This window comes from Polymorphospora sp. A560, from assembly GCF_045781765.1.
GTDB lineage: Bacteria > Actinomycetota > Actinomycetes > Mycobacteriales > Micromonosporaceae > Polymorphospora > Polymorphospora lycopeni.
Genome location: NZ_CP122282.1, coordinates 4744637 through 4763693 on the forward strand (window position 1 = coordinate 4744637; position 19057 = coordinate 4763693).

At 72.4% G+C, this 19057-nt stretch carries 16 protein-coding genes and 1 CRISPR repeat array; of the genes, 9 read left to right on the forward strand and 7 right to left on the reverse strand.

Annotation, left to right across the window (positions count from 1 at the left end; all coding sequences use genetic code 11):
* Positions 1 to 260 precede the first annotated feature (260 nt).
* From QCD66_RS21130 to QCD66_RS21145, 4 genes are read left to right on the forward strand one after another with little or no spacing between them, the layout of a single operon-like run.
* The gene (locus QCD66_RS21130) at positions 261 to 1169 is read left to right on the forward strand and encodes an ABC transporter ATP-binding protein (protein WP_375736657.1); all 909 of its coding nucleotides are present in this window, start codon (positions 261 to 263) and stop codon (positions 1167 to 1169) included.
* A gap of 9 nt (positions 1170 to 1178) precedes the next feature.
* Complete coding sequence (locus QCD66_RS21135) at positions 1179 to 1919, forward strand: ABC transporter permease (protein WP_375736656.1); 741 nt, start codon at positions 1179 to 1181, stop codon at positions 1917 to 1919.
* Positions 1920 to 1922: 3 nt separating this feature from the next.
* The gene (locus tag QCD66_RS21140) at positions 1923 to 3200 is read left to right on the forward strand and encodes a sensor histidine kinase (RefSeq protein WP_375736655.1); all 1278 of its coding nucleotides are present in this window, start codon (positions 1923 to 1925) and stop codon (positions 3198 to 3200) included.
* Positions 3197 to 3826 carry a response regulator gene (locus tag QCD66_RS21145; RefSeq protein WP_375736654.1) on the forward strand — a complete coding sequence of 210 codons (630 nt, stop codon included), beginning with the start codon at positions 3197 to 3199 and terminating at the stop codon, positions 3824 to 3826. Before QCD66_RS21140 ends, QCD66_RS21145 begins: the two co-directional genes overlap by 4 nt.
* Before the next feature lie 34 nt (positions 3827 to 3860).
* Here QCD66_RS21145 and QCD66_RS21150 read toward each other — a convergent pair whose 3' ends face one another.
* Both QCD66_RS21150 and QCD66_RS21155 read right to left on the reverse strand, forming a co-directional pair.
* A complete protein-coding gene (locus QCD66_RS21150; protein ID WP_407566745.1) occupies positions 3861 to 5477 on the reverse strand; it encodes a glycosyltransferase 87 family protein in 1617 nt (538 codons plus the stop codon).
* A gap of 505 nt (positions 5478 to 5982) precedes the next feature.
* Positions 5983 to 6500: a CRISPR direct-repeat array (repeat unit 29 nt; unit sequence CTGTTCCCCGCGCACGCGGGGGTGATCCC).
* Between the two features lie 294 nt (positions 6501 to 6794).
* Positions 6795 to 7739 (reverse strand): NAD(P)H-binding protein, encoded by a 945-nt coding sequence (locus tag QCD66_RS21155; protein WP_375736652.1) that lies wholly within the window; start codon positions 7737 to 7739, stop codon positions 6795 to 6797.
* Positions 7740 to 7845: 106 nt separating this feature from the next.
* On the opposite strand from QCD66_RS21155, the gene QCD66_RS21160 reads away from it, so the two are divergent.
* Both QCD66_RS21160 and QCD66_RS21165 read left to right on the forward strand, forming a co-directional pair.
* Positions 7846 to 8634: an alpha/beta fold hydrolase gene (locus QCD66_RS21160; protein ID WP_407566746.1), complete on the forward strand. Its 789-nt coding sequence runs from the start codon at positions 7846 to 7848 to the stop codon at positions 8632 to 8634.
* Between the two features lie 81 nt (positions 8635 to 8715).
* A complete protein-coding gene (locus tag QCD66_RS21165) occupies positions 8716 to 9504 on the forward strand; it encodes a phosphotransferase enzyme family protein (protein ID WP_375736651.1) in 789 nt (262 codons plus the stop codon).
* Here QCD66_RS21165 and QCD66_RS21170 read toward each other — a convergent pair.
* Positions 9477 to 10286 (reverse strand): inositol monophosphatase family protein, encoded by an 810-nt coding sequence (locus tag QCD66_RS21170; protein ID WP_375736650.1) that lies wholly within the window; start codon positions 10284 to 10286, stop codon positions 9477 to 9479. The genes QCD66_RS21165 and QCD66_RS21170 overlap by 28 nt on opposite strands.
* 126 nt (positions 10287 to 10412) lie before the next feature.
* On the opposite strand from QCD66_RS21170, the gene QCD66_RS21175 reads away from it, so the two are divergent.
* Both QCD66_RS21175 and QCD66_RS21180 read left to right on the forward strand, forming a co-directional pair.
* Complete coding sequence (locus tag QCD66_RS21175; RefSeq protein WP_375736649.1) at positions 10413 to 10880, forward strand: hypothetical protein; 468 nt, start codon at positions 10413 to 10415, stop codon at positions 10878 to 10880.
* Positions 10873 to 11790 (forward strand): alpha/beta fold hydrolase, encoded by a 918-nt coding sequence (locus QCD66_RS21180; RefSeq protein ID WP_375736648.1) that lies wholly within the window; start codon positions 10873 to 10875, stop codon positions 11788 to 11790. The genes QCD66_RS21175 and QCD66_RS21180 overlap by 8 nt, the downstream gene beginning before the upstream one ends.
* Positions 11791 to 11833: 43 nt before the next feature.
* On the opposite strand, the gene QCD66_RS21185 is transcribed toward QCD66_RS21180, so the two are convergent.
* Complete coding sequence (locus QCD66_RS21185; protein ID WP_375736647.1) at positions 11834 to 12667, reverse strand: phosphate ABC transporter ATP-binding protein; 834 nt, start codon at positions 12665 to 12667, stop codon at positions 11834 to 11836.
* A gap of 257 nt (positions 12668 to 12924) precedes the next feature.
* On the opposite strand from QCD66_RS21185, the gene QCD66_RS21190 reads away from it, so the two are divergent.
* Positions 12925 to 13965 (forward strand): substrate-binding domain-containing protein, encoded by a 1041-nt coding sequence (locus QCD66_RS21190; protein WP_364207003.1) that lies wholly within the window; start codon positions 12925 to 12927, stop codon positions 13963 to 13965.
* 58 nt (positions 13966 to 14023) lie between these two features.
* Here the strand turns inward: QCD66_RS21190 and QCD66_RS21195 are convergent, their stop codons facing one another.
* From QCD66_RS21195 to QCD66_RS21205, 3 genes are all read right to left on the reverse strand, one after another.
* On the reverse strand, positions 14024 to 14887 hold the full coding sequence (locus QCD66_RS21195; protein ID WP_364207005.1) for a sortase domain-bontaining protein: 864 nt from the start codon (positions 14885 to 14887) through the stop codon (positions 14024 to 14026).
* A gap of 71 nt (positions 14888 to 14958) precedes the next feature.
* Complete coding sequence (locus QCD66_RS21200; RefSeq protein ID WP_407566747.1) at positions 14959 to 17451, reverse strand: hypothetical protein; 2493 nt, start codon at positions 17449 to 17451, stop codon at positions 14959 to 14961.
* Positions 17448 to 19055, reverse strand: a complete 1608-nt coding sequence (locus QCD66_RS21205) for a phosphate ABC transporter substrate-binding protein PstS (RefSeq protein WP_407566748.1) — start codon at positions 19053 to 19055, stop codon at positions 17448 to 17450. Before QCD66_RS21205 ends, QCD66_RS21200 begins: the two co-directional genes overlap by 4 nt.
* Positions 19056 to 19057 lie beyond the last annotated feature (2 nt).

Here is a 19057-nt window from a genome sequence, read left to right on the forward strand (position 1 = left end):
CGCAACCGCCCATCTTCCGCACCCGGCTCCGCGTCGAGTGGTCGCCGGCCGACGGCCGGTCTCCCGCCCCCGAACGTACGCGCCGCACGTCACGCCGGGGACCGGATTCGGCCGCCTCGGGGTCGCCCCGTCCGGCCCGGTACGCCGCCCCACCGATCCGCGCATCAACCAACCGGTTGACCGCGGCACCCATCGCGTTCCCGGCCGGTGCCGGCCACGCGGTCGATTCGGCGCGCGGTGCCGGACGGCACGCTTCGGTCATGGCAATCATCGAGGTAGACAACCTCGTCAAACGCTACGGCGACCACACCGCGGTGAACGGGGTCGGCTTCGCCGCCGAGCAGGGCGAGATCTTCGGCATCCTGGGCCCGAACGGGGCCGGCAAGACCACCACCGTCGAGTGCATCGAGGGACTGCGTACGCCGGACGGCGGCACCATCCGGGTCTGCGGAATCGATCCGCGACAGGACTCCGACGAACTGCGGCAGGTGCTCGGCGCGCAACTGCAGCGCAGCGAACTGCCCGAGAAGCTCAAGGTCGGCGAGGCGATGGAACTGCACAGCTCCTTCTACCGCGCCCCCGCCGACTGGCGGGAGCTGATCGACATCCTGCGCCTCACCGACAAGCTGGGCACCCAGTTCCGCCGGCTGTCCGGCGGGCAGAAGCAGCGGCTGTCGATCGCGCTCGCGCTGGTCGGCAACCCGAGGGTGGCGGTCCTCGACGAACTCACCACCGGCCTCGACCCGCAGGCCCGCCGGGACGCGTGGGATCTCATCGAGAACATCCGCGACCGCGGCGTCACGATCCTGATGGTCACGCACTTCATGGAGGAGGCGGAGCGGCTCTGCGACCGGCTCGCCGTGATCGACTCCGGCCGGCTCGTCGCCCTCGACACCCCGGCCGGGCTGGTGTCGAAGATCGACGACCGGCAGCGGATCCGGTTCCGGCCGTCCGCGCCGCTGGACCACGCGCTGCTGACCGCGTTGCCCGAGGTCACCTCGGTCGAGCGGGCCGGCGGCCAACTCGTCGTGACCGGCACCGGGAACCTGCTGCTCGCCGTCACCACCGTGCTCGCCCGGCACCAGATCGTCGCCGCCGACCTGCGCGTCGAGCAGACCTCGCTCGACGACGCGTTCGTCGCGCTCACCGGCCGCCCCGCAGACCACTGAGGAGACGTCGTGTCCGCCCTGCTCCGCCTCACCGCCACCGAGACCAGGCTGTTCTTCCGCGAGCCGATGAGTGTGGGCTTCGCGCTCGCGTTCCCGCCGCTCCTGCTCGTCATCTTCGGCGCGATCCCGTCGTTCCGGGAGCCCGACCCCGACCTCGGCGGGCTGCGGATCCTCGACCTGTACGCGCCGATCGTCGTCGCGATGGGCATCACCATGTTCGCGATGACCGGCCTGCCCCAGCAGTTCGCCACCTACCGCGAGAAGGGCATCCTGCGGCGGATGCGGACCACCCCGGTCCGGCCGGCGATGATGCTCGGCGCGCAGCTTCTGATGTCCACGCTCCTGTCCGTGGTCACGATGCTGGTCGTGCTGGCCCTCGGCCGGCTGGCGTTCGGCGTGGACCTGCCCCGCCAGATACCCGCCTACCTGGTGGCGTACCTGCTGAGTGTGCTGGCGATGTTCGCCATCGGACTGCTCGTGGCCGCGCTGGCGCCCAGCGGCAGGAGCGCCGGCGCGGCCGGGACGGTGCTGCTCTTCCCGATCATGTTCTTCGCCGGCCTGTGGCTGCCACGGGAGGCGATGAACGACGTGCTGCGCACCATCAGCGATTTCACTCCGCTCGGCGCCGGCGTGCAATCATTGCAGGACGCCACGGCCGGTCACTGGCCGTCACTGCCGCACGTGGCCGTCATGCTGGGATGGGCGATCGTGGCCGGCGGGCTGGCCGCCCGGTACTTCCGCTGGGAGTAGGTCGTGAGCATCGAGGCCGAGCTGCGCGAGGAATTCGACCGGTGGGAACGCCGCGAGTACGCGGTCATCAACGTCCTCCCCTACCTCCTCCTGGCGGCGAGCACCGTCGTCACGCTGCTCCAGCGGATCTGGGGCGCGCAGATGCACCTTCCGGCGGTGCTCGGGCTCACGCTCGCGACCACGATCTGGGTGGTCTGGTTCCACACCCGCCCGCAGTGGCATCAGGACGGCCCGCTGATGGGCCTGTACTACGCGGGCCTGATGGTGCTCGGCGGAAGCCTGGTGGCGCTGGCGCCCTGGTACGGCATCTTCACCTTCGTCGGCTACGTCCACGCCTTCCTGCTGCTGCGGGGCCGCTGGCGATACGTCGGCGTCGCCGCCACGTCGATGGTCCAGGCCGTGTCGTACGTCGGCGGCCTGGACCGCATCCGCGCCGACGGGTGGTGGGAGTGGGTGGTCGTCGCGCTGGTCACCATGGTGCTGGCCGGGGCGTTCTTCCACTTCGCCGACATGGGTCACCAGCGCAACCATCAGCAGCAACGCGCCCTCGTCGAGTTGCACGAGGCCAACGTCAAGCTCGAGGAGGCGATGGCCGAGAACGCGGGCCTGCACGCCCAACTGCTGGTCCAGGCGCGCGAGGCCGGGGTGCTGGACGAGCGGCAGCGGATGGCACGGGAAATCCACGACACCCTGGCCCAAGGGCTCGCCGGCATCATCACCCAACTCCAGGCAGCCGAACAGTCACCGGACGAGCCCGCGGTGTCGCGCCGACACGTCACGAACGCGATCAACCTGGCCCGGGAGAGCCTCACCGAGGCCCGCCGGACCGTCCACGCGGTCGGACCGGCGATGCTCGCCGAGGCCCGGCTACCGGACGCGATCGGCGACGTGACCCGGCGCTGGTCGGAGGCGCACCACATCGACGCGATGCTGACGACCACCGGCGACCCCCGGCCGATGCACGCCGACGTCGAGGTGACGCTGCTGCGGGCCGCGCAGGAGGCACTGACCAACGTGGCCAAGCACGCCAAGGCCAGCCGGGTCGGACTGACCCTGTCGTACATGGAGGACCTGGTGACGCTGGACGTACGCGACGACGGGGTGGGTTTCGAGCCGGACGCCAGGCGGGTCAACGGTTCCACGACCGGAGGTTTCGGGCTCGCCGGTATGCGGCAGCGGGTGCAGCGGCTCGCCGGCCGGCTGGACATCGAGTCGGAGCCGGGCGGCGGCACCGCGATCTCGGCGACCGTACCCGCCATCCCGGCGGGAGCCCGGTCGTGATCTCGCTGTTGATCGTCGACGACCACCCGGTGGTGCGGGACGGGCTGCGGAGCATGTTCAGCGCCGACCCGCGCTTCGAGGTGCTCGGCGAGGCCGGTGACGGCGCGGAGGCCATCGCGGCCGGGGAGCGGCTGCGACCCGACGTGATCCTGATGGACCTGCGGATGCCGAGGACCGACGGCGTCGTCGCCATCAGGGAACTGGCGAAACGCGGCGTCCCGGCGCGGGTGCTGGTGCTCACCACGTACGACACCGACAGCGACGTCCTGCCGGCCATCGAAGCCGGTGCCACCGGCTACCTGCTGAAGGACGCGCCGCGCGAAGAACTGTTCCGCGCGGTGGAGGCGGCGGCGCGGGGGCAGGCGGCGCTCTCCCCCGCCGTCGCGACCCGGCTGATGGGACAGATCCGCCAGCCCGCGTCCGAGCCGCTGTCCCAGCGCGAACTGGAGGTCCTGGAGCTGATCGCCCGGGGCTCGACGAACCGCGAGGCGGCGAAACGGCTGTTCATCAGCGAGGCGACGGTCAAGACACACCTGCTGCACGTGTACGCCAAACTCGGCGTCAACGACCGGGCGGCGGCCGTGGCCGAGGCGTTCTCGCGCGGCTACCTGACGCCGCGGGCCTGACGGGCCGGCGGCCGCCCCACCCGTCGCGGTCCGGTCACCGGCGGGCGAACGCGGCGGCCAACTCGTCGTCGTACGTGGCGAGGGGCCGGCCGTCGGCCGCGTACGCCACGAGCCGGCCGTGGGCCATCGTCGCGGCCCGGAAGGAGAACGTGCGGGATCCGGGGTAGGCGGCGAGCAGCGGGATGACCCGGGGCGCCCCGCCGGGCGCCGAGTAGTACTCCAGGCGGTCCACCTGCCCGGACACCACCCCGTTGACGCGTACCTTCGTCGGCTCGACGGCGGTGCCGAAGGTGACCGGCTCCGGGCCGCCGTACGCGGCGCACTCGGCGGCGCCACGGCAGACGAAGAAGTAGCGGGGATTGGCCACCTCGGCCAGGGAGTAGGCCTTGAAGGTCGGATCGGCTCCGGCCGGCAGCGGCTGTACGGCGAAGAACGCCAGCGTGGCGGTGGCCGCGACGCCGACCCGAAGCCACGCCCGGCCGGCGGTCCCGTGACGGCGTACCCGGGAGGCGGCGACCGCGACGCCACCGAAGCCGGCCAGGCAGAGCACGCAGGCGCCGATCGTACGGGCGTTCTCCAGCAGGAACTGGACCCCCGGTCGGGTCGAGACCGGGCCGAACGCCACGCCGAGCGAGACCACCATCGTCAGCAGCAGGGCGGCCCCGGCGACCCGCCGGGCCACACCGGTCGATCCGATCAAAAGCATCCCGGCCAGTACGGGCCAGATCTGGTGGTGGGTCCAGGAGACCGGCGAGGCGGCCACCGTGGCGCAGCCGACCAGCACCGCGGCGTGCCCGGGGCGCCCGTCGACGGTGAGCTGCCGGGCCCGCCAGAGCGCGACCAGGCAGATGGCGGCGACCAGGGCGGCCCACACGAACGGCAGGGTGGCCGGGGGCAGTCCGATCCGCATCAGCATCCCGTGCACCGACTGGTTGCCCAGCGAGGCCAGGTCGCCGATCCGGGAGGTCTGCGCCACCGTACCGGCCCAGTAGGTCCAACTCTCCCCCGGCAGCACCACGGCGGCGACCGCCGCGCAGGCCAGGAAGGCCGCCGTCGCGCGGGCGGCGTCACGGTAGCGGCGGGCGGCGAGGAAGTACGCCACGAACAGCAGCGGGGTCAGTTTCACCGCGGCGGCCACCCCGACCAGCACCCCGCGCCACCGGGAGGGGACGATCCTCATGCCGTCCATCAGGGCCGCCAGCACGATGAAGATGCTCACCTGCCCGAAACGCAGGTTGCTCTGCACCGGCGCGGAGAGCATCAGCACCGTCGCGGTCGCCGCGACGACCAGCGGCCCGCTGAACCGCCCCGTCGAGGCGCCGGGCGGGGCGGTGGCCAGGACCCGGCCGACCGGCACCGCGACGGCGATCACGGCGGCGACCGTCAGCAGCAGCCAGGTCACCTCCAGCACCGGCGCGGAAAGCACCGCGACCGGCCAGAGCACCAGGGCCGCGAACGGCGGATAGGTGAACGGGCCGCCGTTGGCCGCCTCGTATTCGTAGAGTGGCCGGCCGGCGAGCAGGTCGGCGAGCGCGCCCCGGTAGATGTAGAGGTCGGAGAGATGGTCCGGGCGGCGCAGCACCAGGCCGATGGAAACCGCCGCAACGAGTGCGAACACGGTCCACAGCAGAATCACCCGACGGTCTCGCATCCGCTGAGGATAGAAAGAGCGCTCAAGCCCACAGTCCAGGCTTGGTGCCGCCACCGCGAGCGGGTTGGGTTTTGGCGGTGGGTGGTGTCAGGATGCGTCCGCCCGGCCGAACCGGGCGAGTTCGGCGCGGACGTATCCGACCCGGTCGGGCGCCCGCCCGCCCGCCGGACACGGCGATCTCGTGGGCCAGGTCGTGTGCGGCTTCGAGGCGATGCCCGTTCCAGGAAGACATCAACGTCGCCAACACGCTTTTGAGACGGACCAGAGACCATTTCGCACACGGAAGCCGGCATCACCGGTTCCTCTACAATGCCTCAGCGAAACGCAAACTTCCGACCACCAAGAAGATCACTGCGACGAGCCGGCCCGGTTGAAACGAACCCGTTGACCGGGGCGGTGCACGCTGAGATCGGTCGCCCAGAGCCATGGACTCCAGATGGCAGCGTTGCCAACCAAAAGGAAGAAAAACCGCATAGTTGATCTCTGGAGCACCAGGTCAGGAAGCCTGTTCCCCGCGCACGCGGGGGTGATCCGTGCTCGTCGACATGCCTACTCAGCTCCCCGACCTGTTCCCCGCGCACGCGGGGGTGATCCCAGGGTGTCGAGCTGCCACCGCTCCACCAAACTCTGTTCCCCGCGCACGCGGGGGTGATCCCCCCTCGACCCCCGACATCAAACCGATCGAGACCTGTTCCCCGCGCACGCGGGGGTGATCCCGCCCGGACCAGCCGGGCCGCGTGGCGGGCGGCCCTGTTCCCCGCGTACGCGGGGGTGATCCCCGTGGGACGCGGCGACCGTGATTCACGATGAGCTGTTCCCCGCGCACGCGGGGGTGATCCGTACCAGGGGAAGCCGCCGAACGGGTTGCGAGCCTGTTCCCCGCGCACGCGGGGGTGATCCGAAGTTTGAGGGGCCGCTGGAGCACCCAACGATCTGTTCCCCGCGCACACGGGGGTGATCCCTCACCGAGCGTGTCATGCGGCATACCGAGGGCCTGTTCCCCACACACGCGGGGATGATCTCGGAGAAGGTGCGGACGGTATCGGCTTAGGGCTCGTCCCAGATGGTGAGGGCTGAGCTGGCCTGCTCTTCTTCTCCGCGATGTCGATATGGTGCGGAGCTGGGCTCCGAACGACGCCGACAGCAGAAGGCGGCACCCACCAGATGATCGGGTAGCCGCGGAAAGCCGAGCCGAGGAGGGTGTTTCCGGGACAGCACGCGGCGGCGCACCGGCCCAGGTAGCCGCCGACATGCGAATGCGCCTGTCGGGAACAGGCGCCCCGCTGCCGGCTTCGCGGCCACGGTCACCAACAGCGGTCAACCTCGCGGCGATTCGTGCCCTGCGGCTGCCGTTGGTTCGATGAAGGTTGCGCGCAGCGCCGGGTCAAGTGACCGGCCGGTCGTCGGCTCGATGAACAGTTCGGCGAGCAGGAGGTCGGCGAGGTGGGCCGGGTTGATGCCGGACTGTTTCCGGCCGAGGGCCTGGAACGCACCACCAAGTCGTGCAACGGTCCGGACGGCGGCTGCAGGTAGGCGACCGACCCGGCGGCGTCGGTCGACGGCCCCGGCGATACGGGTGATCATCTCGGACCAGGTGAGGTTCTCGTCACCGACCGGGATGTCCTCACCTCGGCGCTGCTCGAGTGCGTCGACCGCGACATCGGCGACGCTGCGTGCCGAGGCTGCGGCGGTCCCGCCGGCCGGGACGAGCAGGGGTGCGCGAGACCTCGCCCAACGGTCCAGCGGACCGACCCAGTTCGATACCCGGTCGCCGGCCCGCCCGAAGATGAACGGCAGTTCGAGTACGGCGACCGGTAGGCCCGGGCCGGCGGCCGCTCGTCCTTCCCGGGCCTGCTCCAGCCGGCACCGGATGTACGCGTGGTGGGCCGGGAGGCGCCATTGGGGATGCAGCCGATCGTGGTAGGTGTAGTACGAGCCCATGACGACGCCGCAGGTGAGGCCTTGCTCGCGGGCGGCGGTGAACAGACGTACCACCGGGTCGACGATGTCTCGGCGAAGTTTGGGATAGATCGGCTTGCGCAGCAGGCGCTGCTCGTCCGCGCGGGTGGCGTACACGACACCGTCGTGGCCGGCGAGCAACGGTCGCAGCTCGTCTGTCGAGGCAGATCCGAGATCGAGTGGATGATCGACGGTCGGGCCGGCGGTGCGTGCCAGGGTGGTCGCGGCGTGGCCGCGCTCGCGCAGCACGTCCACGACGTGGGAGCCGATCAGGCCGGTTCCACCGACCACAAGAATCCGCATGCCTGGATCGTCCATGCTGGACCTGGTCGCTTGTCAAGCGGCGACTGTCTTCAGGCGTGCTTTGCCAGCCTTGCGGATGCCGGCGGGCCTCGGCTGGAATACCCCGATGGAACGGGTGGAGGTCCGCAACGGAAGTGTGACGCTGTCCTGTCTCGACAGCGGATCGGGCGGCGACCCGGTCGTCTTTCTACACGGCCTGGCCGGCAGTGCCCGGGAGTTGTGGCCGTCGGCGGCCGAGCTGGCGCCGCACCACCGCGTCGTCGCCGTCGACCAGCGCGGGCACGGCCACTCCACCCGCCGCCCCGACGACCTGTCCCGCCGGGCGTACGTCGGCGACGTGGTCCACGTGATCGAGGCGCTGGGCGTCAACCGGCCGGTGGCGCTCGTCGGCCAGTCGATGGGCGGACACACCGCCATGCTGGTCGCAGCGTGGCATCCCGATCTGGTGCGCCGTCTGGTGATGGTCGAGGCCGGTGTCGGGGGCGGCGGCGGGGACCTGCCGGCAAGACTCGGTGCCTGGTTCGCCTCCTGGCCGGTGCCGTTCCGCGACGCGCGGGCGGCGGCGGACTTCCTGGGCACGACCCCGATGTCGCGGTCGTGGATCAGGGATCTGGAGGAGCGTCCCGACGGTCTGTGGCCCCGGTTCGAACCGGATGTCATGCGGGACGCCATCGCGGCGGTCGTCGAGACGGCCCGCTGGCCGGAGTGGGGCAAGGTGACAGCCCCCACCTTGCTGGTGTCCGGCCAGCGGGGCACCGTCCAGCCGGAGGAACTGGCGCGCATGCGCGCTACACGTGCCGACGTCACGCACGTCGTCGTCGCGGATGCCGGTCACGACGTGCACCTCGACCAGCACCGGGCCTGGATCGACGTGCTGCGGGCGTTCGTGGGCTGACCGCGCCCGGACCGGCGGAATCCCGGTCCCGGCGCCGATAACGGATCGCCGCCCGCCGCCCGCGTGGGCCATCATGCCGGGATGTATGCCGACGAGGAGCCGTTGCCGGGAAACGCCACGAGCGGCGTCGTACGCGTCGGTGACACCGTACGGCGTCCGGCCGGGCCGTGGACCGACGCGGTCGACGCCCTGCTGGAACATCTGGCCGCGGTGGGCTTCACCGGGGCGCCCCGGCCGCTTGGACGCGACGAGCGGGGCCGGCAGGTGCTGGAGTACGTCCCCGGTGAGATCGGCGACGCGGCCGGCACCTATCCGACGGCGGAGTTGTCCGCGATCGGCCGGATGCTGGCCGGGTTGCACGAGGCGCTGGCGGGTTTCGTGCCGCCGGCCGGTGCGGTGTGGAACCGGCTGATCCCGCCGGACCGGGAGGAGATGGTCTGCCACAACGACGTGGCGCCGTGGAACCTGGTCCGGTCCGACCGGGGCTGGGTGCTGATCGACTGGGACGCCGCGGCGCCGGGTTCCCGGTCCTGGGACCTCGCGTACGCGGCGCAGAGCATGGCCGGCCTGCGCGCCGACCGGCCGGTGCCGGAGTCCGCGGCCCGGCTGCGGGCGTTCGTCGACGGCTACGGCGCCGACGACGCCGTACGCGCGGGGTTGGCGGATCTGCTGGGGCGCCGTGCCCGGGCCATGTACGACCTGCTGCGGGACGGCGCGGAGCGGCAGGTGCAGCCGTGGGCCAGGATCTGGATTGAGAACGGCCCCTACTGGCTGGCGACCGCGGATCATCTCGACGCGCACCGCGAGGCGTGGCGCTGCGCTGAGCGGTGGTCGCGGTCGCCTCACCGACCGGGTGCTGCCAGGGGCTGACCGTCGAGGAGGGCCAGCAGGGCGGTGTGCGTCTCCTCGTCGGCGGCCACGACGAGCCCGCCCGCGCCGGTGTGGAGCGGCTGTCCGTCGATGCCGGTCACCACGCAGCCGGCGGCCTCACACAGGGCGATGCCGCTGGTGAAGTGCACACTGTCGCGCAGGTCGCCGTCGGTGACGTAGGCGGCCCGCCGGCCGGCCGCGACCCAGGCCACCGCCAGGGTGGTGGAGACCACGCGCGGCCGGAACCGTTCGAGGAACCGCGGGTCGGCGATCAGCCGGCGCGCCCGGAAGGCCGGGTCGTACGGGTCCGGCGAGTCGAGGTTGACGTCCACGAGTCGCGTGCCGGCCGACGGGGTGAGCGGCTCGTCCACGCCGCTGTGGCGTACGCACACGCGGGTGCCGTCGGTCCAGAACACCTCGTCGGCGAACGGGTCGGCGCAGGCCGCCGCCACGGTTCGCGTACCCGCGCGCAGGGCGACGTTCACCGCGACCAGCATGCCGCGCGCCGCGTAGTTCGCGGTTCCGCACAGCGGGTCCACCAGCCACACCCGGCCGGTCGTGCCGGCACCGCCGCGTCCACTCTCCTCGCCCACCACGGTGTCGTCGGGCCGGGCGGCCCGTAGGACGTCGAGGATGGCCTGCTCCGCTTCGAGGTCGGCGGCGGTGGCGAAGTCGCCGCCACCCTTCTCGACGCGCGCCAGCGATGTTCCGTACCTGGAACGCACGACGGCGGCCCCGGCGCGCGCGGCGGTGATGGCCAGGTCCCGGTCGGTCATCGGCATGCGCGCAGGATATGGGCCGGCCGCGGCTGCCGTCCGCCCCGGTCGCGGCGGGTGACCGGGTTGACTACTTGACAGCAACCATCAAGTACTTGACGATGAGCGTCAAGCAATAAAGGAGGTGCCACCTTGCCACCGAGCCAGCAAGAGCTGGTCGAGCAACTCGTCAGGTTGATCGACATCCGCCTGCTCGACCCGCTCGAGATCCTGCTCGACGGCGACGACGCGGTCGCCGCACTGCGGGAAATCGTCCGCTCCCGCGCCAGGTCCTGGGCCACCCAGATGCTCGGCGACGATCACCGGGTCGCCGTCGGGGCGATCGTGCGGGCGATCTCGACGCTCTACCCGGGCGACAGCCCGTTCGACCCGCCCCTGGACTGGTGGCGCAGCCCGCTCGGCCAGGTCGTCGCCGGACGGATGGGCCACCCCACCGCCCAGTCGGTGTCGTACGCGGTGGCCGGCGCCATGCTCGGCATCACCCGGCAGGGCGTCCACGACCTGGTCTCCCGTGGCAAGCTCGCCCGTCACCCGGAGGGCGGCGTGCTTCCCGCCTCCGTCCGCGACCGGCTACTACAGCAGGGAAGCAAGAATGCCTGACACGCTCGTCGGCTCCGGACCCGTACCCATCGCGGCCCGCGACCTCGGTGGACCCGGACGCCCGCTGCTGCTCCTGCACGGCGCGGGCGGCAACCTCGCCCAGATGACGGCCCTCGCCGAGGCGTTGCGGCCGGGACACCGGGTGGTCACCGTCGACCTGCGCGGCCACGGACGGTCCGGGGACGGGCCGTGGCACTGGGACGAGGTCCTGGCCGCCCTGGCCGGCGTCGCCGACAGCCTCGGCCTGGTCCGGCCGGCGGTGGTCGGCCACTCGCTCGGCGGGATGCTGGCCACCCTCTGGACACAGCGCCACCCGGAGTGCCCCGGCGCGGTCAGCCTCGACGGAAACCCCACCCTGGACCGCCTCGACCAACTGTCCGGAATGGATCCGGAGCAGGCGGCGGGCAACCTCGCCAAGCTGCGGGCGGTCTTCGACGCGATGGGCGCGATGCTCGCCGAGCCGCTCGGCGCCGACCAGGTGGCCGCGGCACTGGCCGGGCAGCGCGCGATGGCGCGGCGGTACGGCGCGGACCCGCAAGAGTGGGCGGCGGCGTTCGAACGCAACCTGGTGCCGTGCGACGACGGCCTCAGCCGGCTACGTCCCGGGCCGGAGCTGACCGCCCGGCTGCGCGAGGCGATGTCCTCGCTCGACCTGCTCCCGGCCTACCGGGAGACCCGGTCCCCGCTGCTGCTCGTGCTCGCCACCGAGGATCTGCCCGAACAGCAACCGTTCCACGAGCTGTACGCGGCGTACCGTCGCGGCACCGCCGAACGGCTGGCCACCGTGGACAACCCGGCCCTGCGGGTGGTGCGTCTTTCCGGCGCGAGCCACGCGATGGTCGCCGAGGACCCCGCGCGGATCGCCGCGCTGGTCACCGACTTCCTCGCCACGGCGGCCGCCGTCCGCTGAGCGCGGGGTCGCTCCGACCGGCGGCGCGGCCCGGGATGGCGGGTCAGCCGAAGCGGCCGTTGACGTAGTCGGCGGTGCGGCGGTCCTGCGGGTCGCCGAACATCCGCCCGGTGTCGCCGTGCTCCACGACGTAGCCGGGCCGGCCCTCCTCGGCGAGGAAGAACGCGCACTGCTGGGAGACCCGGGCGGCCTGCTGCATGTTGTGGGTGACGATGACGATCGTGACCTCGGAACGCAGTTCGCCGATGGTCTCCTCGATGCGCCGGGTCGAGGTCGGGTCGAGCGCCGAGCAGGGTTCGTCCATCAGGAGCACGTCGGGGCGTACGGCGAGGGAGCGGGCGATGCACAGCCGCTGCTGCTGCCCACCGGACAGGGCCCCGCCGGGCTGCCGGAGCCGGTCCTTGACCTCGCGCCACAGTCCGGCCCGGGTGAGGCACTCCTCGACGAGCTGGGCCTTCTCGGCCCGTCCGGCACGGATGCCGGTGAGCTTGAGGCCGGCGGTGACGTTGTCGGCGATGGACATGGTGGGAAACGGGTTCGGCTTCTGGAAGACCATCCCGATACGTCGGCGGGTCTCGGTGAGCCGCGGCCCGGGCGCGTAGATGTCCTGCTCGTCGAGAAGGACCTCACCGGCGAGCGAGGCGGACGGCACCAGTTCGTGCATCCGGTTGAGGATGCGCAGGAACGTCGACTTGCCGCAGCCCGAGGGTCCGATCAGGGCGGTGACCACGCCGGCGGGCATGGTCAGCGACACCCGGTCGAGGACCTTGTGGGTGCCGAACCAGGCCGACAGGTCCCGCGTACGCAGGGTCGAGCCGGTGGCGGGGGCGGGGGCGTGGATCCCGTCCAGTTCGAATTCCGTGGTGGCGGCAGTCATCGGCGACTCCTTCGAATCCGAGCGCGGCCGCCGGGGACGTTAACCGTTCCTGGCGACCGGAGGGTGAACGTGGACACTCCTGGAAATGGCCGGGCATCCGGAGCCCTTTTGCCCGATTGGCTGCGCGTTAACGCGGAGGCCGTGTCGCGCGAATTCAGCCGTTGAGTGACGTTGGTGGCACGAAGAGTCACCGACTGGTGGGCTGGGACCCGGCCTCAGATCGAGGCTGATCGAAATCCAGCGGAGGTATCCCGCAGATGCGCAAGACCACCCTGAAGGGTGCCGCGGTGGCGTTCACCGCCGTGGCCCTGTCGCTGGCGCTCGGTGCCGGCAACGCCGCGTACGCCGACCCGCCGTTCACCCCGGACGCCGACGACATCGTCGGCGTGGGCTCGGACACCAGCCAGTTCGTCTTGAACGCCCTGGCCACCTCCTACAACGGGCAGAGCCCCGCCCCGACCAGCCGGCTGGCCTCGTGGGACGCGACCGGTACGCCGAACCCGCTCCAGCCGCAGGCCGGCGCGCCGTCCATCGCCCGCCCGAACGGTTCGACCGCGGGCATCAACGCGCTGACCGCCGCCGCCAACAGCCCCACCAGCAACCCGGAGGACGACTACATCGACTTCGCCCGCTCGTCCAGCCCGCCGGAGAACTACCCGTCGCCGCCGGTTCCGCTGAAGTTCTACCCCTTCGCGCTCGACTCGCTGGCGATCGCGGTCGCCCGGAGCAACGCCGACGGCTCCCCGAACACCAACGCCCCGGCGACCCTCGTCTTCACCGTCGCCCGGCTGGCCGCGATCTACCAGTGCACCGCGACCGCCAACCAGTGGAGCGACTTCGTCCCCGGCGCCTCCACCGCCACCATCCGGCCGCTGCTGCCCCAGCCCGGCTCCGGCACCCGCTCCTACTTCCTCTCCCAGATCGGCCTGACCGAGGCGCAGATCGTGACCAAGAGCGAGAGCCCGGGCAGCTTCTGCGTCAACGACGACCCGCAGGAGCACGACCCGGCCCCGATCAACTCGAACGCCAACGCGATCGCGCCGTTCTCGGTCGGTCGCTACAACACCGACGTCCCGGTGGTCAACGGGCAGAAGATCATCGCCCTGCGCACCAGCACCGGCAACTTCAACCCCAGCCGCCGGCTCTACAACGTGGTCAAGGTCAGCCGGATCGCCACGGTCGGCGCCTTCTTCTCCCCGACCGGCTTCGTCTGCAGCGCCGCCGCTGACGCCATCATCACGGCGAACGGCTTCACGCCGCTGCCGAAGGGCACGTCCGCCGGCAACTGCGGCGTGTGACGAGCACCTGTTCCCGGGGCCGGACGGCGTTGCCGTCCGGCCCCGCTCCATACCCCGCTCAGAGCAGGTTGGGCAGCAGCCGGACGGCGGCCTCGTACACCTGCCAGCCGCAGGCCAGCACGACCGGGGTGCCGACCACCCACGCCTCGACCCGGCCCCAGCGGTGCCGGGCCCAGGTGAGCCCCCCGGCGGCCAGGGCGAGTGCCTGCAACCACAGCACCAGCGGGAACGCGGCCGTCGGGTCCGGCTGGAGCGCCCGCTCGTACGCCGGCACGAGCCGGGGCCGGCCGGCCGGTGCCGGCCAGGGTTCGCCGACGAGTACGGCGTCGACGAAGACGGTGTCGGCGGCGGTCAGCATCCGGGTGGCGTCGGTCGTCACCAGGGTCAGCCGGCCACCGCCGGCCGGCAGCGGGGCCGGCAGCGGATCGCCGTCGCGCCGGACACCCTCGACCCGGTAGGTGACCTCGCCCTGGCCGGTGACGAGATTGACGGCCGCGCCGGGGACGAGGTCCGGCACCCGCCGGAACGGCGCCCCGAAGGTGCCGGCCCGGCCGTAGAGCAGCGACACCCCGGCCTGGCCGGGCAGCGGGGTGTCGCGGCGGTGTCCCGGCCCGGCGAGCAGGTCGGCCGCTGACGTGCCCTCGACCACCACCGCCTCCAGCCCGATCGACGGGGCGGTGAGGACGGCGACCGGCGTGCCGGGCGCGATGGCGCCGCCGATCGGTGCGGTGGCCTGCGCCAGGTCGCCCCGGATCTGGTCGAACAGGTTGTTCTGCGTCCGCTGCTGCTGCAACGGGCTGACCACCAGCAGATAGCCGACGAAGCCGAACACGAGCAGCGCCACCAGCGTCAGCGCGCCCGCCACCGACAACGCGCCCCGACCGGTCCGGACCGGGCCGGCGTCGACCTGCGTACCAGCCATTTCCTGGCTCCTTCGTGACGAGGCCGGCGGCGGCGCGTGGGCCGCCCCCGGCCGGGGAGAAACGGGATCCGCTACCGGACCAGCAGCCGCCGGGCGGTCTGGCCGAGCCGGCGCAGCGGATGGTCCGGCTGGGCGGCCAGCAGCACGAACGGCAGGACGAGCAGGACGAGCAGGCCGGTGCCGAGCACCGCCGGCAGCGCCCACCGGCCGAGCACCGACGTCTCGCCGCGGGTCAGCGCCCGTGGCACGACGGCCGGTGGTCCGGCCGGTGCCGGTGCCGCCGACGTCGGTGCCGGCGTGCCGGACGCCGGCGCCGACGGGGTGCCGGTCGGACCGGGGTCCGTCGACCCGCCGCCGGCACCGGCCGGCGACGACGGCCCAGAGGTGGGTGCCGGCGGCGCCCCCTGCTGCCGGGCGACCGCCTCGGCCAGGGTGCGGGTCTGCCGGCGCAACTCCGGCGGCAGCGGCGCGTAGCCGTCGGGCAGCTGCCCCGGTCCGGTGCCGAGCGTCTGCCGCCGGTCGTCGACCGCCCGGCGCAGGAACTCGGCGTAGTCGGCGGCGACGTCGGCGGCCAGCCCGGCGGCCGGTACCGCCGCGTAGACGGGCAGCGTGCCCGGGTAGGCGCCGGCGGGCAGGTTGGCGTGGTCGACACGCAGCGTGCCGCTCGCCTCGTCACGCACCGTATGCCGCAGCGCTTCCGTCATCGACTCCGGGGTCGGGCCGGCGAACGTACGCCCGCCGTCGGCCGTCCGGCCGGTCTGAAGCTGTGCCGTCGGCAGCCCGTACGCCCGCGCGTACGCGACCGAGGTGACGGCGAGGTAGACCCGGCTCGGGTGGTAGAGGCGGTTCGGCTTGCTCCACACCCAGTTCGGCGCCTCGATCGTGCCCGTGTTGCTGCACTCCTGGTTGAGGCCCTGCGAGTCGGCGATCATGTAGGCGGCGGCCTCCAGGCTGGGCGCGACGTGCTGGCTGGCGGTCAGCGCCGGCAGCGGCCCGCACGGCACGCCCTCCTGCCGCCAGTCGTCGCGCAGCTCGAAGCGGGCCATCGGGAACGGCGTGCCCCGGTAGGCCGGGTTGACGACGGTGCCGTACTCGTCGGGCTGGCCGCCGAGCCACCGCGCCGCCTCCCCGTCGGCGGCGATGTAGCGGGTCAGTTCGTGGTAGGCGTCCGAGTCGTTGGTGATCACCGCGATGCTCTGCGCCACGACCGCGTTGTTGCGGTTGGCCGGCTCCCCGTCGGCGACCGGATAGTCGGGGTTCAGGGCGTGGAACTCCGGGTCGTGGAACAGCGTCTGCGGGTTCTCCCCGACCGCCGGGTGGTCGTGGTTGCCCCAGCCGACGTTCTTGTACGACTGGGTCAGCAGCTTGGCCAGCAGCCGTGGGTTGAGCCGCAGGCCGGCCAGTTCGTACGGGTCTGCGCCCGGCACCTGTACGTCGACCGCGAACGTCACCGCGACCCCGGTGGCCAGCACCGGTGCGTGCACCAGCGGCCGGGGCGAGTTCGTCACCGGCCGGGTGACCAGGGCGGCGTCGGCGGCGTACTCGGTGCCGCTCGGGGTGACGAGCAGGTTGCGGGCCACCTCCTCGCTCTGCCGCACGTGCGCGATCTTCGGGGCGGACGTGTCGACGCACATGTCCTGCCCGAGGCGGCGCATCGCCAGGTCGGCGGTCTCGGCGCCGACGAGGGCGCGTTGGGGTCGTGGGTCGGTGGCGTCGCAGGTCGCGTCCGGCGGCGCGATCGTGATCGGCACGACGAACCGGTTGCGCCAGTTCGACTCCAGCGACCACGCCTGTGCGGTCAGGCTCTCGTTGAAGGTGACGCCCTGGTTCGGGGCGCCGAGCGGGGCGAGGGGCCCGGCCCGGCAGGGTGCGTCGGCGTCGGCGGTGCAGACCAGGTCCATGACCGGCACGACCACGATGGAACACTCGCGGGTCGACGAGCAGCCGAGGCTCGGGGTCGTCACCTCGTCGCGGATCTCGAACCGGACGTCGGACCGGCTGCCGGCGAGGCCGGTCGGCTCGACCAGGGTGGTGCCGGCGAAGGAAGCCGTGCCGAAGTCCGGCGGCACGTCGCCGACCTGCATCCGGTACGGCTCGCCGCGGGTGACCGCCTTGAACGGGTGCACGTATCCGACGGCCTGCCGGGGCGCCGGCTGGAGCGCGTCCCAGTACGACATCCGCGACGCCATGTGGACGATCGGGCGCTGGAAGTAGCAGTCCTCCTGCGCGGGGTCGGCGCCGGCGCACTGCATCACGACGACCGGGTATTCCATCTCGTGGGGCACGCTGGCGTTCTGCGGGACGGTCCAGATCGGCAGGCCGTGGCTGGGCACGAAACCGGACCAGCTCAACCGGATCACCTGCCGGTTGATCAGGTTCTGGTGTGCGGAGACCGAGACGGTCGCGGTCCGGGTCTCCCGGTCGCCGCGCTCGATCTCCCTGGTCAGGGTCCAGGCGGCCGGGGCCGCCGGCTCCGCCGTCGCCGGCCGGCCGAGCAGGCCGGGGGCGACGGCGGCGGCGGCGAGCAGCGCGACCGCGAACGCGGCGCGTCGGGCGGCGCTCACCGCCGGGGCTCCGGCCGGCGGGCCAGCGACCGGGTGACCAGCGCGGGCAGCAGCACCACGAGCAGGACGAGTCCGGCGGCGAGCAGTGGCAGCCACCGGCTGGTGCCGTCCTGCCGGAAGGCGGCCACCTCGGTCGCCGAGCCGACCAGGTCGGTCTCGGACCCGCCGGCCAGGATCGGCTGGCCGGTCTCCGGGTCGACGTCGGCGATGCCGTCGCCGTCGAGGTCGACCGGGGGCGCGCCCGCCGACGGGGACGCCCCGGCGGACGGCACCCCGCCCGACGGCGTGCCGCCGCCGGGCGGCGGGGTCGCCGTACCGGTCGGGCGGGGGCCGCCGCCCGCCGCGCCGCACGGGCCCTGACCCTGCCGGTCGCACTCCGGCGGGTTCGGCGCTTCGCGGGCGAGCTTGTTGACACCGGGGTTACGCGGGTCGAAGGTCGGGTTCGGACAGTTGGCGAAGTCCTTGTCGGTCCGGTCCTCGGCCGAAAGCTTCGCGATCCGGCCGATCTGGTCGAAGCCGGCCTGCACGAGGTTGCGGGGCAGCGGCGAGTAGCCGAGCTGGCCGGCGTTGCGCTGCCCCTCGCAGATCGAGTAATAGGCGTAGTCGGCCAGTGCCCGGGCCCGGCCGGGCGTCATCCGCCGGTCGTTCACGTCGACCGGCAGGATCATGTACGAGTACGACGACAGCGGGTACGCCCGCCGGTCGGAACTGGCGTACACCCCGTCGAGGACCTGGGTGAGGTATTCGCGCGGGTTGCTGCGGTCGGTGTTGATCCGGGCCTCCTGCAACGCGACGGCGACGTTGTGGTCGGTCGGCGCGACGTAGTAGCCGGCCCGGTTGAGCATCTTGGCCACCGGATAGTTCTTGTTGCGGGCGTACGAGAACTCGACGTAGCCGATGGTGCCGTTGCCGGAGCCGGCGGCCACGTAGTTGGCGACGTTGTCGGACCCGCTCTGCGCCACCTGCCGGCCCTTGCGCGGGTAGTACGACGTCAGGCCCTGGCAGCCGCAGTAGTCGCGCCACTGCCGCTGGTGCTGCTTGTCCATCCAGAGCGAGAACTGGGCGGTCGTACCCGAGCCGTCGGAGCGCACCACCGGGACGATGTCGATCGCCGGCAGCGCCCGGCCGTTGTTGTCCCGGGTGATCGCCGGGTCGTTCCACTTGGTGATCCGGTTGGTGAAGATGCCGACGATCGTCTCGCCGGACAGCCGCAGGTCGCGGTAGAGCCGGCCGCCGACCTCGATGTGGTACATGAACGAGGTACCGCCGGCGACGATCGGCATGTAGGCGAACTCCCGCCGGGCCTCCTCGACCACGCCCGTGACCGGGTCCGGCCGGGTCTGGTACGGGATCTCCGAGACGCCGAAGTCGCTCTGGAAGTTGCTGAAGTCGCGGCGCCCCGCCGACGACCCGTTCGCGGTGTAGACGACCCGGTTGCCGGTCGTCTGCACCCCGGTGACCCACTGTTGCAGCGCGTTCGCGCTCCACGTCGAGCCGGTCCCCTCGACCTGCTCGTACGGCACCGCGAAGGCCGGTGCCGCCGGTGTCGTCACCGCGACCAGTATCGCCAGCACCGCGCCGGCCAGCCTGCCGCGCCGCTTCATCG